The sequence below is a fragment of the Lacticaseibacillus sp. YLM2-1 genome (genome assembly GCF_056583465.1).
The window spans coordinates 1,119,039-1,133,940 of the sequence record NZ_CM152617.1 but is presented as its reverse complement, the minus strand read 5'-3'; the positions used below and the strand labels follow the sequence as shown (position 1 = coordinate 1,133,940).

At 47.7% G+C, this 14,902-nt stretch carries 14 protein-coding genes and 1 tRNA gene; 4 read left to right on the top strand and 11 right to left on the bottom strand.

The annotated features are described in order from the left end of the window. Positions 1-129 precede the first annotated feature (129 nt). Both galU and AC07KQ_RS05520 read right to left on the bottom strand, forming a co-directional pair. A complete protein-coding gene (galU, locus tag AC07KQ_RS05525; protein ID WP_003564538.1) occupies positions 130-1,044 on the bottom strand; it encodes a UTP--glucose-1-phosphate uridylyltransferase GalU in 915 nt (304 codons plus the stop codon). 157 nt (positions 1,045-1,201) lie between these two features. Beyond that, the gene (locus AC07KQ_RS05520) at positions 1,202-2,275 is read right to left on the bottom strand and encodes a phosphomevalonate kinase (protein ID WP_003564536.1); all 1,074 of its coding nucleotides are present in this window, start codon (positions 2,273-2,275) and stop codon (positions 1,202-1,204) included. A 378-nt stretch (positions 2,276-2,653) separates the two neighbouring features. Between AC07KQ_RS05520 and AC07KQ_RS05515 the strand changes: the two genes are divergently transcribed. Further along, positions 2,654-2,863, top strand: coding sequence for a DUF1659 domain-containing protein (locus AC07KQ_RS05515; RefSeq protein WP_003564534.1), 210 nt, complete (start codon positions 2,654-2,656; stop codon positions 2,861-2,863). A 15-nt stretch (positions 2,864-2,878) separates the two neighbouring features. Continuing rightward, a complete protein-coding gene (locus AC07KQ_RS05510) occupies positions 2,879-3,136 on the top strand; it encodes a DUF2922 domain-containing protein (RefSeq protein ID WP_274991070.1) in 258 nt (85 codons plus the stop codon). A 218-nt stretch (positions 3,137-3,354) separates the two neighbouring features. Here AC07KQ_RS05510 and AC07KQ_RS05505 read toward each other — a convergent pair whose 3' ends face one another. Both AC07KQ_RS05505 and map read right to left on the bottom strand, forming a co-directional pair. Further along, positions 3,355-4,416: a glycosyltransferase family 2 protein gene (locus AC07KQ_RS05505; protein ID WP_274991071.1), complete on the bottom strand. Its 1,062-nt coding sequence runs from the start codon at positions 4,414-4,416 to the stop codon at positions 3,355-3,357. A 278-nt stretch (positions 4,417-4,694) separates the two neighbouring features. Continuing rightward, entirely contained in the window at positions 4,695-5,519 is an 825-nt protein-coding gene (map, locus tag AC07KQ_RS05500; RefSeq protein ID WP_003564528.1) for a type I methionyl aminopeptidase, read from the bottom strand. 250 nt (positions 5,520-5,769) lie between these two features. On the opposite strand from map, the gene AC07KQ_RS05495 reads away from it, so the two are divergent. Beyond that, complete coding sequence (locus AC07KQ_RS05495; RefSeq protein WP_003564526.1) at positions 5,770-6,231, top strand: flavodoxin; 462 nt, start codon at positions 5,770-5,772, stop codon at positions 6,229-6,231. Positions 6,232-6,316: 85 nt separating this feature from the next. Here AC07KQ_RS05495 and AC07KQ_RS05490 read toward each other — a convergent pair whose 3' ends face one another. The 3 genes from AC07KQ_RS05490 to AC07KQ_RS05480 all read right to left on the bottom strand — a co-directional run bounded on the left by AC07KQ_RS05490 (position 6,317) and on the right by AC07KQ_RS05480 (position 9,836). Beyond that, positions 6,317-7,324, bottom strand: coding sequence for a YihY/virulence factor BrkB family protein (locus AC07KQ_RS05490; protein WP_003569796.1), 1,008 nt, complete (start codon positions 7,322-7,324; stop codon positions 6,317-6,319). Between the two features lie 140 nt (positions 7,325-7,464). Then, the gene (locus AC07KQ_RS05485; RefSeq protein WP_003564521.1) at positions 7,465-8,838 is read right to left on the bottom strand and encodes a DUF2252 domain-containing protein; all 1,374 of its coding nucleotides are present in this window, start codon (positions 8,836-8,838) and stop codon (positions 7,465-7,467) included. Positions 8,839-9,227: 389 nt separating this feature from the next. After that, positions 9,228-9,836, bottom strand: coding sequence for a TetR/AcrR family transcriptional regulator (locus tag AC07KQ_RS05480; RefSeq protein ID WP_003564519.1), 609 nt, complete (start codon positions 9,834-9,836; stop codon positions 9,228-9,230). 324 nt (positions 9,837-10,160) lie between these two features. On the opposite strand from AC07KQ_RS05480, the gene AC07KQ_RS05475 reads away from it, so the two are divergent. After that, positions 10,161-11,396, top strand: coding sequence for an aminopeptidase (locus AC07KQ_RS05475; protein WP_016386679.1), 1,236 nt, complete (start codon positions 10,161-10,163; stop codon positions 11,394-11,396). A gap of 153 nt (positions 11,397-11,549) precedes the next feature. On the opposite strand, the gene recQ is transcribed toward AC07KQ_RS05475, so the two are convergent. The 4 genes from recQ to AC07KQ_RS05455 form a co-directional block, all read right to left on the bottom strand. Then, a complete protein-coding gene (gene recQ / locus AC07KQ_RS05470; RefSeq protein WP_013245633.1) occupies positions 11,550-13,328 on the bottom strand; it encodes a DNA helicase RecQ in 1,779 nt (592 codons plus the stop codon). An 85-nt stretch (positions 13,329-13,413) separates the two neighbouring features. Continuing rightward, entirely contained in the window at positions 13,414-14,136 is a 723-nt protein-coding gene (locus AC07KQ_RS05465) for a hypothetical protein (protein ID WP_013245632.1), read from the bottom strand. A gap of 131 nt (positions 14,137-14,267) precedes the next feature. Continuing rightward, positions 14,268-14,341: transfer RNA gene (locus tag AC07KQ_RS05460), tRNA-Arg, on the bottom strand. 92 nt (positions 14,342-14,433) lie between these two features. Continuing rightward, positions 14,434-14,856 (bottom strand): DUF3284 domain-containing protein, encoded by a 423-nt coding sequence (locus AC07KQ_RS05455; RefSeq protein ID WP_003564512.1) that lies wholly within the window; start codon positions 14,854-14,856, stop codon positions 14,434-14,436. Positions 14,857-14,902 lie beyond the last annotated feature (46 nt).

Genomic DNA, 14,902 nt, shown 5'->3' with positions numbered 1-14,902 from the left:
TACTTGAAACCATTTTATAGCATTATTCCTGCGTCCTAAGCGCAAACAAACAGAGCTGTCTTATCGAACACTCATCTGTGTATCGTCAAACAGCTCTGTTATTGACAGTTGAACTTTTATGTTATGAATTTACTTCTTATTTGCGGGCTTCCCCACAGGCTTATTTGCCTGCAGCTTTGAAGCCAAGTCAAGAATATAAGCACGCAGCTCATCCTTCACTTCTGGATGGGTCAAGCCGTACTCGATGTTGGTCTTCACATAGCCAAACTTATTCCCAACATCATAACGATCGCCGGTGAATTCATGGGCGAAGACACGCTGGGTTTGGTTCAAGGTGTCGATGGCATCGGTGAGTTGAATTTCGTTACCCTTACCAGGTTTTTGATTTTCGAGAATATCAAAGATCTCTGGTGTCAACAAGTAACGACCAATGATGGCCAAGTCACTTGGTGCATCGGCAACAGCTGGCTTTTCAACAAATTTCTTGACGTTGAAGAGTCCCTTTGAAACTTCTTTTTCAGGGTCAATAACGCCATAAGCTGAAACTTCGTCATGTGGCACTTTTTTAACAGCAAGAATGGATGCGTGGGTCTTATCGTATTCGTTAATCAGTTGCTTGGTCAACGGTACCTTGTCATGCATCAGGTCATCGCCGAGCATGACAACAAATGGTTCGTCGCCAACGAATGACTTTGCCAAACGAACGGCATCCCCAAGGCCGCGCGGATATGGCTGGCGAACGAAGAAGAGATTAACGCCGATGTCAGTGGTGGAGTGAACCAACTCCAACAAGGCATCTTTATGTTTTTCTTTCAAATTCTGCTCCAATTCAGGAGCAGAATCGAAATGGTCCTCAATAGAACGCTTTTGTTTACCCTCAACGATCAGAATGTCTTCAATCCCGCTGGCTTTAGCCTCTTCAACGATGAACTGAATGGTTGGTTTATCAACGATTGGTAACATCTCTTTGGCTAAAGCTTTAGTTGCTGGCAGAAAGCGGGTCCCAAGCCCGGCTGCCGGAATGACTGCTTTACGAACTTTCACGTGTACACAAGTCCCTTCTCTTACTAATTTGACTACCTACTATACTATACTAGAAACCGCTTGCGAAAAGTATTGGAAATCCTGAATTCTAACAAAGAATTCACATTTTCATCGCTGAAAATAAAAAACTCGATCACCATTAGCAATCGAGTTGTCTTTAATCATTAATTTCATGCACATTAAATTTCAGAGGCTCGATATGATGGTCGCGCCAAGCCGCAAGTAGCGGTTTGATGGCTTGATGAGAATCAATCAAGACGATCCCGCAATCACCGCCACCGGCACCTGAAGATTTTGCCGCGCCGCCTGCTTGTTCAGCTAGTTCAACAAGCTGACGCAATGCTGGTGTTTGGATCGCAACCCCCGAGAAATGAGCTAATTCATCCAACAACTCACGGTTGCGGCGAATACCAGCTTGAATACTGCTCAACGAACGGTTGCGGAACCCATCAATTAATTTTTCTAAGGTTTCGCGGCTAGCAGTTAAGAAGTCACGGTAAAGTTGTGGCTTCTTCGCTTTGGCCAGCGTAATTTTGTCGACCAACTGAGAAGTTGAAGCTGGTGAACCTGTCCAGCCAACCAGCAACTGCATGTCAGCCGGAGCTGTCAGCAATTCAATCGACAACTCTGGCCAATCAGTGTTAATCAGGTCGGCTAGTGACATCTGGTTTCGTGCTGCCGCCAACCACGCTTTATCAAACGAACGGTAGGCAATCCATCCCCCATAGACAGATGCTGCAATGTCACCTAAAGAGCCATTGCCCTGTACGTCTAGATGGGCAATGGCAGCCAGCTTGTAGATCTGATCCTTCGACATTTTCAAGTCGTAAAACTTGGCTAATGCCTTAATGGTGGCAACAGTCACCGCTGCTGAACTGCCTAGGCCATACTTCTTCCCATCCTTGGCGTCCAGCTGCGAATCAATATAGAGCTTATATAACGCGAGCGGTTTGTCTAACTCTCGAGCGTATTGTTCAGTCAATTTGATTGCCGAGAGAATGTAATGAAACGGATTATCCCGATTATCAAAGACCATCTCGTCGCCTTGACGCTGCCAATACAGCGAGTTTTCCTGATACTGCTCGGACACGATACTGCCGAAATGCTTCGTTGCCTCAACCGTGACGGTGACGAATTGATCTAACGCCACAATGATTGCGGGGAAGCCAGTTTCAACCACCGCGTATTCACCGGCAACATAAAGCTTGCCTGGCGCCTGCGCTGTTATCACACAATCAGAACCCTTCAATTTTTCATTTATATAGGACCCCAGAGGGAATCCGACTGTAAGTATAGCTGACCTTACGTCACAGTGACGTAAACCAACAAAAACCTTACTATTTCTAAAGAATCACCTTAATTATTTTAGCAGAGATTCAACTTTGTGCAATGGTTTCCGAATTTTCGATCATTTAGGGTTGTCAAATCGAAGGGTTCACCGATTTGTATAAGTGTAAGGCAAAAAAATGTCTTACGATGCCATGGCACCTTTTGATCCACCTAGTTGTATTTTAAAGACCGCGTGACCTGACTTTGGCCAAGTCTAGTCACACAGTTGCAATTGACGATGAAAAGCGCACGCAAGCGCTGAAAACAAGGAGGAAGTAACATGCCACGAACAATCAAAGCACAAGCCATTGTCTATACGATGATCGACCCAGAGAAGGAGGATTACAAACAAGTCCGGCGCATGAACAACGTCGCGCTTGAAGCTGACGATGGTCAATTACTCGCGATCGGCAGTGCCTTCGCTAGTTTGTACCCGGGTACTCAACTGCACAGCACGGTCTTGCAACAGCAAACCGAACTGAACGCCTAAACGGAGGGCTAACTTATGAAAACATTTTCTTTCAGTTTCAAATCTTCACTTGGTAAGACCACCAGTATTCGTTTAAACAAGTACGAAGCTGACGTAACGGCGGACCAAGCCAAACAGTTCGCGCAGATTGTCGCTGATGCTAAGGCCTTCGTCAAGGATGGCGTCAACCTGTACGCGACTCCGACAGGCGCCAAGATGACCGAGACACAGGTTACTGAAATCTACCATGTTGATGAGAAGAAGGAACCACAACCTGCAGAGCCACAGGCATAACTGAACAACCGCCACCTGCTGAAACCCCCATCAGCACCTTTTCGATGATCGCTAGGAAGCCGCCGCTCGCGAAACACATGAGTGGCGGCTTTTTTGTGCGAGTCGTTTAGAAACAAGAGCATAAGTGGCCTCAGCGTCTAGTGACTGTGTCTTAGTCATTGAACGCTGAGGTCACTCACGCGAAATATTGTTGCGGCTGTGAGTGCGGTTGTCCCTCACTAGGATTCTCTTTTCACATCTTCTGGATCATCATCCGCCTTGGCAAGCTTATTCAAGTCATCGAAGGTCGGCAAGCCCAGCAGCTGCGACCATGCGCGCAATCTGCCTGTCAGGCTCGTTTTGTTGGGCTTGTCTGGATTTTCTGTCGCTAAATCGTTGACATCGCCTGCCGAGATGACATCTTGAAACTCGCGGGTATATTGCCCCAGTACCATCCCAAGCTGGCGGACATAACCCCAATTTTTAACAAGCTGACGTGGTGACATTTTTGATACCACAAATAGACTCAGGGCAGCATATCGGCGCACTGCCAGCGAGGTCAATTCCGGCTTGTCATGCGCGAGGGTCAGGAAAACGGCGCCGAGTTGATGGATTGCTTCTAAATCGCGCTTTTGAAACTTGGCGTGCACACTGCTGGTCGCATTGAACCGATAATAATACCGAGGTTCGTCAATAAAGCCGATTTGATCAATTCGCGGCAAAAGATGGCCGATAAAGTAAGCATCCTCTAACAAATTGAAATTCGCGACAGGCACCGGCTGTTCGAATAACTCGGCACGGAATAATTTATTCCACAAATAACCGCGCAAATCACGATCCTCTAGCCAATAGCGATACTTGTCATCGCCTTCGCTTTTAAATGTCGATTCACGAAACGCGCGTGCCTTCATCTTCGTACTGCCAATGTAGTTGTAATAATTGACAACCACCATATCGACCCGTGGTGCCTTCATCCCGTCTGCCATGGTGGATAGCCACTGCGGATGCACAAGATCGTCGCTATCCATAAACGTGATCAAGTCCCCGCTGGCATGATCAATCCCAATTTGCCGAGCCCGTGCTTGACCGCCATTTTGGACCCGCACAACGTGAATTCGGGGATTTTCTCGCATATAAGCCGCCAAGATAACTTTACTGGTATCCATGGAACCATCGTCTACACAAATAATCTCATAATTCGGATAATCCTGTGCCAATAAACTGTCCAAGGCCTCTGCGAGATACTTCTCTGCATTGTAGACTGGCATGATAACCGAGATCAGCGCTTCAGGATCTGCCATATACTCCCTCTTTTCGTCCTTTCCTTTAGTATAACGTGAACTGGTTTGATTAAGTACCATTCGTTTGTAAGTTACGATAACGCGCTCGCTTGCGCAGAAGCCTGCATATAAGGACCTTGATTGCAATGGTCAAAGCCCGACCATCACGATCAAGGCCGCTTACACTCCGGTTGCTAACCGGGCTGATTCGCGCTCACATACAAAACGGGGTGAGCAATCATCGTCGCCACCCCGTTTTTTCGTGCCCTATTGTTTCTGAATGATCGCGTTGGCCGCTATTATTCAGGAAGTGTTTTAAGATCGGCCTCGGTTAACTTGTACTTCTCATCAATGGCATCGCCTTGAGAAGTCAAAATCTTCGGGCCGTTATCTGTGATGACCAGCGTGTGCTCGTACTGGGCACACTTGCTGCCGTCAGCAGTGACGTAGTATTCCCAAGTATCGCCTGGGACTTGTTTACCCTTGATCTTCCAAGTACCTTCAGTGATCATCGGCTCGATCGTAATGGTCATGCCGGCTTTTAGTCGTAAACCATGACCTGGCACGCCATAATGCGGCACATTAGGACTTTCGTGCATGGTTGGCTGAATGCCGTGGCCAATAAGCTCACGGACATCGCCGTAGCCGTTATCATCTTCGGTGTAAGTCTGAATAGCAGCGCCAATGTCACCGATCCGATTGCCAACAACTGCTTCATCAATCCCTAAGTACAGGGACTTTTTGGTAACGTCCATCAGCTTCTGGTCAGCTTCTGACACCTTGCCAACGCCGTACGTCCAGCAAGAATCGCTGAAGTAGCCATTCCAGCTGACAACCGTGTCAACACTGACAACATCGCCATCTTTGAGTTTCAGGCCCTTACGCGGAACCGCATGCGCAACTTCATCGTTGATGCTGACACAAGTCACATACTTATAACCTTCAAAACCGACTTGTTCGGCCTTGGCGCCATGAGATTCAAAGAATTCTTTGGCGAACTTTTCAATTTCCCAGCTTGAGATGCCTGGTTTGATAATATCGCGCAGGCCAAGGTGCATACCTGCCAAAATGGCACCGGACTTTGCCATGCCTTTAATTTCTCGTGCTGATTTGATCGTGATCAAGCTTTTCTGCCTCCAATACAAGTTTAGCTCGCAATTAGTGTAGCATTAATCAGGGATAAACAACAGAAGTCTGAGAATGGTTGGTTAAACAGTGTCGGTGTCGGTTATGACATCAGGGATCATTGGCCTTTTCGATTCACATCCCCAGAGTCGTGTCCCCTATGCTATAATCAGGCAAATGAACAAGAAAAGGCAGCCTCGCCGACGTGTAAGCCCCCGAGTGCTGTGTTTTAGGAGGAATAAAAGAAAAATGGCAAGCGCAAGGATTGTATATGCCAGTTTGACCGGCAACAACGAGGATATCGCTGGTATTATTGAAGAAGCTTTTGAGGACTTAGGGGTGGACGTGACGACAACGGAAGTTTCTCAAGCGCTGGCCAGCGATTTTGAAGATGTCGATATTTGTGTCACCGCGACTTACACCTATTCAGATGTCGGTGATGGCGAATTACCTGACGAAGCCGTTGACTTCTATGAAGAGTTGCAAGAACTCGATCTCAAGGGTAAGGTCTACGGTTGCTGCGGTAGCGGTGATCGCTTCTATGATGACTTTGCCACTTCGGTAGACGACTTTGACAAGGCTTTTGCCAAGACCGGGGCCACGAAGGGTGCGGAAGACGTTAAGATCGATCTCGCCCCTGAAGAAGACGATATTAAGCACCTAGAGGCCTTTACCAAACAACTTGTTGAAAAGTATCAGGCATTGCAATAAAACCGTTTAAAGCAAAAGGACTTGCGCTCTCAGATGAACGCAAGTCCTTTTTTGCTGCTCTCAGCCATGGTTGCTCACTCAATGACTAGCTTTTCGCTTCTTTTTCTTCGTGTGGTGTCCGCACGCGGCGTTTGACGAAGTCGTGTACTTTCCCCTTACTGCCGTGTAGTCGACCAATGAAATACTCAGCGGTGAGTGCATTGATGACGGCGCCCCACAACAGCACCAGTGCGGAGAAGTTAAGCCATAACATGATCGCGATGAAGGTGCCAATCGTGCCATAGGACAGATAGCGTGTCCCAAAATATTTCATGTATAAGGAAAACGCCTGGGCAATTAACAGCCAACCGGCGACCGTAAAGGCGGTGCCTGGTAAGACTGTCCACATCCGGATTTTGACGTTCGGCAGAAAATAATTTAAAAACATAATAATGACAAAAAGCGCCGTAATCGTCACTGGCCAACGTAGGGTATTAAATGTTCGCAGCCAGTCATCGTTGAGACGAAGCAGTGGGATCAGCCATTCCAGAAACTGGCGGCCAAATGCGAAAACAATCAGAATGGCGCCCATCACAATGATGAGTGTGAAGGTCATGAGCATCGATAGTAAGCGTTGAATAATAAAATTCTGCGATGACTCGACGCCGTAAATTTGATTGAAGCCCATTTTCAAACCATTCACGCCTAAACTGGCCGCCCACAAAGTCGCAACCGCCCCAATTCCCAGCAAACCGCCACTGCTGGAATCCAACAGATTGGCGATCACTGGGTCCAACCAATTCATGACATTGGATGGGATTGCCTGTGTCAAATAGGCAGCAAGGCCTTTGTATGTTAGGCCAAAATAAGGCAAAGCATTGGCGACAAACAGAATCAATGGGAATAAGGACAGCAAGGTATAGTACGCCAAGGCAGCAGCACTTTGGCCGATGTTCGATTCGGTGATCCGATTGATGGCAAGTTTAACAAACACCCGCATTTTGGTGCGGCGTGGCAACGCCAAATCTGCCAATGCTGCACGCCCGGATTGAATCGCGACTTCTTGTTCGGCGGAAAGCAGCGGCGGCTTTTTTTGATGTTGTTTGCGAGCCATAATCACTTGCCTCCTTTCTGTGACGCCCTGCTCTTCAGGCATGTCATTAAGTTAGGTGATTAGCGTCTTAACTTTATTTTGCCAGAGTGAGCGTCATCAGGACAAGAAAAATCTGATCTGTCAATCAGTTCCAAGATGGCTCAGGCCAGCATGTGCGTCTGAACTGCCCGCATAAAGGCTGAATAATCCGCTTTTACCTGATTCAGATACCATTTGCTCCAACGCTGAACGGCGCTGTCAAAACTTTTATCAAGATAGCCAGTCACCACTGCAGCCTGAGGCGTCTGAGCGTGTGCCATTGCCAATAGATACGTGGTGATCTGGGTGTAGTACTGAAACTCGGGGAAAGTCAGTTCCTCAAGATCCACAGACCCCTTCATATCACGGAACTGGCGGACATAATAGCTTTTATCGCCTACGTTGAACCAGCCGAGGAATGGATCAGAGGCTTTCTGCAAAATCATCTGAGAAGCAATAATACGCTGTCCCTGACTGACTTCTTGTTGCAACGTGATGCGTTCCGTATTTGGAATTAATTCAGGTCGCGGCGGCAAGGCTTCTTTGACTTGCAGCACAAGATGGCTGCCACCTAATCCGCTTAGCAAAACGAGATAGCAATTCGTGCCAAAGCTGCCAATACCCACGCTGTGATGAATGATGTCCGTAATCCGATATTCGCTCAGTAGCACCAAAATATCCGGCCGCGTGGACTTGCGGTACTGAGTAAAGCCGTCAAAGATCGCCTGATAAGTCGCTTTATCCAACCTGACAGAGCTTGGCGGATCGTCTTTAAACCGCATGTTACCGTCGATAGTCGTGGTGTATTTTTTGATCACCGAGTCATTATTGCGCTTCGTCGCCTTTTTCACAAATTTCGACAGCAACGCCGAATCTTCAGCGCCGGGGATCGACTGCACAAGATGGCTGACTTCGGTGGACTGATAAAAACGATCCAATGCACCAACCTTGAAAAGGTCCCGTAAGGTTTTACGATAAATCGATGCATCTGTCTGCACCAATTCATCCAATTTATCTGCATCGAATCCTTGTTGGTCGCCTAACAAATAAACACTTGTCAGCAAACGCTTGATGTCAAATTCAAAGCTGTTGATCTGCGCTTCATCGAAGTCGTTGAGGTCAAAAAGCAGGTTGCGTTCTGGCGATGCGTAGAAACCGAAATTCTGTAAGTGGGCGTCACCATCAATTAACAGATTGATGCCAGACTTCTCCCCTTGCTGCAAGTCATAGGCCATCAACTCAGCAGTGCCGCGAAAAAAAGCTGCCTGCGAAGCGCCCATGCGACTATGACGCATAGGCAACAGTGATTTGGTTAAGTTTTGTTCGACACTATTAATGAACTGGACGGGGTCCCGATCAATCTTACTGACGGCGGCCAGACTTTCAATTGGTGCAGTTTTACGAATCTTTTTCCCAGTATCTTTTAAATCGTCAATGGTATATTTAGCGGCGATTCGTTCGCGTAATAGGTCTTTTAGGTCTGATGAACTTCCCATAATAAGCTCCCTTGTGGTTTTCTGTGTTGTCTTGTGAGACGGTAGACAACATCGTTAGTTTTAAAGTAGCGCATTGTGAGATGGTTTTCCAGTGATTCGGTGAAGTGGCAACTATGTAAAAGGCGGCAGCAGTGTTTGGCCCAAGATCAGGGTTTGCACTGTTGCCGTCTTTGTTAACCGGTGGGACTCATTGTCGTTGAAAAAGCATTCGCCTTTAAACGCGTTCGCTGGCCCAGAAACCTCCGTGTAAGGACCTTGGACGCAATGGCCAAAGCCCGGCCATCACGCCCAAGGCCGCTTACACTACGGTTTCTAACCGCTCCTGCTCACGCTCTAAAAAAAACCGCTCCACATCGGAACGGTTATCCCCAATTTGCTATTAATGATCGTTAGTATCCCTGAGCGATCTTGGCGTCTTGAAACCAAGAGATGCGCGGGTCGTCTGAGAAGCGGCCGTTAACAATGAAGTCTTGTGTCACAGCCGTTAGAATATCAACCATTTGATCTCGTGTAATATCAATGAAGCCTGGTGCCATTAAATTGGCGATCCCCGTTGCAACGATCCATACCCCGCAGATCGTGTTGCGCAACTGTGCTTCGTTCAAGTGCTGCGCTGGTTCGTAAGAATCGAATACGCGCATTGCGGTGCTCATCGCATATTCGCGCATTTCATCAACACCGAAGTGATCTTCCACAAAAACGGCGCGATACAATGGCCGATTTTCAAGTGCAAAATTGATATAAGCAAGCCCCAAATCAACGACTGGATCGTTGGTAAAATGCTTTGCCATTTTCAGTGAAAGTAGTTCTTTAATTCGATCCATGACAGCCTGTTTCAGCTCAGCCATGTTTTTGAATTCTAAATAAATTGGCTGTGTTGAGCAGTTCATCTTTTTGGCGATATTCCGCGCTGTGAAACTCTTGAAGCCTTGTTCCACAACAAGGTCATACGCCGCATTGAGAATCTGATCATGCGTAATTGTTTTCTTTCGTGCCATAATGTTCCCCTTGCTTTCTTTAGTTATTTAAAACTAGCTTGCACACAACTCATTTACAAACATCTTTGGATACGCCTCCACTCCAAAAGGCAATCTAGATGTTATGCTGTTATTTTACCAGACCTCATACCAGAAAGAAACACTATTTGCAAACAAATTGACGGTTTTCTTAATTTTTTTCGAAGTATTTTTTAAAGAGAACGCCATGCTTTGTGGTGTCATTTATTTAAACATAAAGCACGGACGTTTTTTAGAACTGTTGAGCACGTAATGATGACTGCTATGGTAGACTATTGCCAACGACGGATTTGGAGGGAACGAAAGATGACATTACCTAACTTTGACAAAAGCCTCAAACAATATGCAGAGCTCGCCGTTGATATTGGCGTCGCCGTGAAACCCGGTGACACGGTTTATTTGCAAATTGCCGTGGATCAGGCCAAACTTGCGCAGTTGATTGTGGCTGCGGCTTATGACCGTGGTGCCGCTGAAGTGCAAGTTCAGTGGCACGATGATCTGATCAAGCGGTTGGACATGGCCCACATGGCAACATCCCGCCTGTACAACATCCCCGATTTCATTAAGGGTCAGTTTGACTACTGGGTCGATCACAATGCCAAACGGATTACTGTGATCTCTGCCGATCCTGACAACCTTGCAGGACTGGATCCACAACGCATCGCTAACTATCAAAATGCCTTCAATCAAGCTTACGCCCGCCTAATGGACGCAATCAGCTCAATGAAGATTAGCTGGACCATCATCGGCGCCGCAAGTCCAAAATGGGCCGAAAAAGTTTTTCCTGATGCCAATACCCCGGAAGAAGCGACTGATAAACTCTGGGCGGCTATTTTCAAAACCACCCGAATTGATCAGCCTGATCCTGAAGCTGCTTGGAAAGCCCATGATCAACAATTGCGAACAAAAGCGGACTGGCTGAATGCTGAGCAGTTCGATCGGCTTCATTATGTCGCGCCGGGTACTGATTTGGTTGTCGGTCTGCCCAAGCACCATATTTGGGAAGGTGCTGGCGCCTATAATCCGCGCGGTGAGGAATTCATGGCCAACATGCCGACAGAGGAAGTCTTCACGGCGCCGGATTTCCGCCGCATTGATGGTACAGTTGCCTCCACAAAACCGCTAAGTTACTCCGGGAATATCCTTGAGGGGATGCATTTTACCTTTAAAAACGGTCAAGTCGTCGACGCCCATGCTGATCGTGGAGATGCGGTATTACAAAACCTGCTAAAGATCCCCGGCGCCCGCTCGCTTGGTGAAGTGTCGCTGGTCCCTGATCCATCCCCGATTTCCCAATCCGGCTTGATTTTCTTCAACACGTTATATGACGAAAACGCCTCTGATCACATGGCGCTCGGACAAGCTTATCCATTCTCCGTCAAAGACGGCGTTGCCATGACCACCGACCAACGCACCGCGGCTGGCCTCAATCAAAGTAACACGCACGTTGATTTCATGATGGGCTCAGCTGACATGAATATTGACGGCATCAAGGCCGATGGCACCGTCGTTCCGATTTTCCGCAATGGTGACTGGGCTTAGGTATTTTTCTCCGCCGTAAATTGTCTTTTCTCCGCCAAATAAACCAAAGTGGCGGAGAAAACCTGGTAAAAAGCTAAAAAGGCCGTGACCGCATCCCCCCGCTTCAAAACGGGAAAGACGCGATCACGACCTTTTTTGATCGACACTAGCCATTCAAGCCTTGGCCTTAATCGCCTGCAGGACATCCAAAAAGATTTGGCCATACTTATCCAACTTCGCCTGCCCGACGCCTTTGACCGCCATCAACTCATCAAGACTTTGCGGCATGGCGCTGCCAATTGCCTTCAACGTCTTATCAGAGAAAATCATATAAGGCGGTAAATGCTGCTGCTCCGCCAGTTGTCGCCGAGTACTGCGCAGTTCCTGAAAGACAGTGTCGTCGACTTCGAGATGCTGCTCGGCTTTTTGCGCCGTCTTCTGGAATACTTGCGCTTGTCCGCGAAGAACCTCAGCGCCTTTGGCCGTTAAGCCCAGAGTTGGGTACTGACCACCGCGGGTTTCTAAATAACCGCCAGCCACCAGAAAATCTATGAACGTTGTAATGTCGCGTTGACGACGACTGCTCATCAACCCATAAGTTGACAATTGATCTAGATGAAACGACAATACCCGCTGATTGTGGGCCCCCGCCAGCACTTGCGCCACAACGCCTTTGCCAAAACGTTCATGCAAGCGAACCACACAAGATAAGACCTTCTGCGCATCAACCGTAACATCCACTGATTCCCGGTCATCCAAACAATTCGAACACCGACCACATGGGTTTGTCCCGTTTTGACCGAAATAGTTCAAAATAAACTGTTGCAAACACTGATCTGTGTTCGCATACCGTTCCATCATTTTCAACTTCTCATATTGCCGCTGTTTGTGCTCGTCATCGCCTTCGGATTGATCGATGAAGAACCGCTGAACCTGGAGATCTTGCGGCTTAAACAGCAAAATTGCCTCACTCGGCAAGCCATCACGACCAGCCCGACCGGCTTCTTGATAATACGATTCGACATCTTTGGGAATCTGGGCGTGAATGACAAACCGCACGTTGCTTTTATCAATACCCATGCCGAACGCATTCGTTGCAATCATAATTGGTTTGCGATCAAACAAAAAGTCTTCCTGATTAGCAGCACGCTGCGCTTCACTCATGCCCGCGTGATATTTGGCCACAGGCAACTTCTTATGTGCCAAAAAGGTATACAAACGGTCAACTTCTTTACGGGTGCTGGCATAGATGATGCCCGCCTGATCGACATTCAGTTTCAGGTAATCTAATAGATACCGATCTTCATCCTGATCGCGCACGACCTTGAAGCTCAGATTACTTCGCTCAAAACCAGTATTAATCATCCCGTCAGCCGGAATCGCCAGTCGCTGGCAAATATCCTGCGCAACTCGCGGTGTGGCCGTTGCGGTCAAGGCAATGACCGGTGGCTGCGAAGGCAATTGAGCCGCCACATTCGCCAGATTCAAATAACTCGGTCGAAAATCGTGACCCCATTGAGAAATACAATGGGCTTCATCAATTGCAAATAACGAAATATCGGTGCTGCCAAGCCGTTGCACAAACCAATCCGTGTCAAACCGTTCTGGGGCAACATATAACAATTTAATCCGACCACTTCTTGCTTGGTCAAGACGATCAGCAATCTCTTGATAATCAAGGGTACTATTAATGAAAGCCGCCGGGATCCCGTTATCGTTCAACGCATCCACCTGATCCTTCATCAACGCGATGAGCGGCGACACCACGAGCGTCAATCCCGACAACAACATCGCTGGAATCTGATAACACAACGATTTCCCGCCGCCTGTTGGCATCACAACCAGCGTGCTTTCACCAGCCAAAACGCGACTGATGGCCTGATTTTGACCAGCACGAAAATGATCATAGCCAAATTTTTCCTTTAAAATTGTCTCCGCTTGCGGCGCAATCATCGTCTTCCCCCTACTAAAGAACAAAAGGCTTCACTTATAGATTATGACATCGGGCACATTTGCCCTCTCACTTGTCAACATTCATTCACAAAATGCTTGCCAGTAACCAAATCAAGATACTGAAAAGCAGCATAATCGCATCTAACAATAACATATTCAAGTTCAACAGCGACCACCAAGCAAATCCAGCTGGCCAAAACGTCAAAAAAACATAAAAAATCACGATTGTCAGCAAGAACACGATCGGGGCACTGCGCCACATGTTGCGCAGATCCTGAGCTGAAAGCGCAATGCCTGGCGTCAGCACCAAGGCCGTGACGATAAAAGCCGCAAACCAAACCCAGTTGATCTGAATCAAGCCGCGCATCGCCACCCATTTTTCATTAAGACTCGTGGCGGCAGTTAAGACTGGCCAAAGCCGGCCATCTGTCGGAAAAAAGGCCCATCGTCCCATGATCAGCAACACGGTACTGATGCCCCAGACAGGTGCACTGCTGGACAGAAATAATCCCAGTTGTGCCCAAGGCGAGCGCCGATTGTACCGCAAACTGACATGCGCTGCGCTGCCGCTAACCACATCAGCTCGCATGGAAAAGTTAGTCACTTGTAATCCGAAGAGCCGCGCAACAACCGCGTGCAACAGCTCGTGCACAAAAATACCTGGTTTCATATACCAGAGCTGCGTATTCGAACGCCCGGCCCGATTCACCATGGCTTGCACCGTCGCTGCATTCACACTGCTAATGATCAACATACCGCCAATGAAAATCAACCAGCCCGGCAAATAAACGGCTGTGAAGGCTTGCATCGCGTAATCTCCTTTTAGACAAATCAAGCTACCGCAAAAATGTGATTGCACTCATTTTTAATCTTTAAGACTTTTTAGAATGTGCAATGTGATTTCCAAAAAAGCACAGCCATCAAGACTGTGCTTCGTACTGTGCCCTATCGGAATCGAACCGATGACCTACTGCTTAGGAGGCAGTCGCTCTATCCTGCTGAGCTAAGGGCACCAGACAAAGTCAATTATGCCAAAAGCCACAGGGCAATTCAAATTCATTTGCAAATATTGACTATAAAGTGTTCAACATGCAGCGAACAACGCCTAAGCCGTCATATACGACCGCTCAATCGAATCTAACATCCGGCCGTAATTACGGCGGCGTTTATTGCCGACCAATAATTCGGTCACCATTTGCTTCAGTTGCGCCGCCCAGTTAACCGGCTGCACGGTTTCACTGACACGGACTTGGCTGGCATTGGCATTTAACGGCGTGATCAGGTACCGAACCTTGAACCGCGAGAAACGGGTGACGGTCAACATCGCAAATTCACGATCAATCACATTCTTGGTAACCTTAACTTTGGCCCACTCGCCATCTGGAAATTGCTTGCGATAAGCATAACCACCGAGTTCTGCCGCCGCAACCTGTTGATTGTTAGCCGCCGCAATATCAGCTTGTACGGGCGCAATAATCTTGCTATATAAAAAAGCTGCTGGTGTCTGTAATGTTTTTTCGATTTTCATGGGGATTACCTCTCTTGATTGCGAGCGCGTTATTGCCGCGGTTGCA

What these genes read in the sequence shown, in the direction of transcription:
- AC07KQ_RS05485 (WP_003564521.1), bottom strand. Translation starts at nt 8,838, where the DNA reads ATGGGAAGTTCATCAGACCTAAAAGACCTATTACGCGAACGAATCGCC.
- AC07KQ_RS05505 (WP_274991071.1), bottom strand. Translation starts at nt 4,416, where the DNA reads ATGGCAGATCCTGAAGCGCTGATCTCGGTTATCATGCCAGTCTACAAT.
- AC07KQ_RS05515 (WP_003564534.1), top strand. Translation starts at nt 2,654, where the DNA reads ATGCCACGAACAATCAAAGCACAAGCCATTGTCTATACGATGATCGAC.
- AC07KQ_RS05475 (WP_016386679.1), top strand. Translation starts at nt 10,161, where the DNA reads ATGACATTACCTAACTTTGACAAAAGCCTCAAACAATATGCAGAGCTC.
- AC07KQ_RS05465 (WP_013245632.1), bottom strand. Translation starts at nt 14,136, where the DNA reads ATGCAAGCCTTCACAGCCGTTTATTTGCCGGGCTGGTTGATTTTCATT.
- AC07KQ_RS05480 (WP_003564519.1), bottom strand. Translation starts at nt 9,836, where the DNA reads ATGGCACGAAAGAAAACAATTACGCATGATCAGATTCTCAATGCGGCG.
- AC07KQ_RS05510 (WP_274991070.1), top strand. Translation starts at nt 2,879, where the DNA reads ATGAAAACATTTTCTTTCAGTTTCAAATCTTCACTTGGTAAGACCACC.
- AC07KQ_RS05455 (WP_003564512.1), bottom strand. Translation starts at nt 14,856, where the DNA reads ATGAAAATCGAAAAAACATTACAGACACCAGCAGCTTTTTTATATAGC.
- AC07KQ_RS05490 (WP_003569796.1), bottom strand. Translation starts at nt 7,324, where the DNA reads ATGGCTCGCAAACAACATCAAAAAAAGCCGCCGCTGCTTTCCGCCGAA.
- AC07KQ_RS05495 (WP_003564526.1), top strand. Translation starts at nt 5,770, where the DNA reads ATGGCAAGCGCAAGGATTGTATATGCCAGTTTGACCGGCAACAACGAG.
- recQ (WP_013245633.1), bottom strand. Translation starts at nt 13,328, where the DNA reads ATGATTGCGCCGCAAGCGGAGACAATTTTAAAGGAAAAATTTGGCTAT.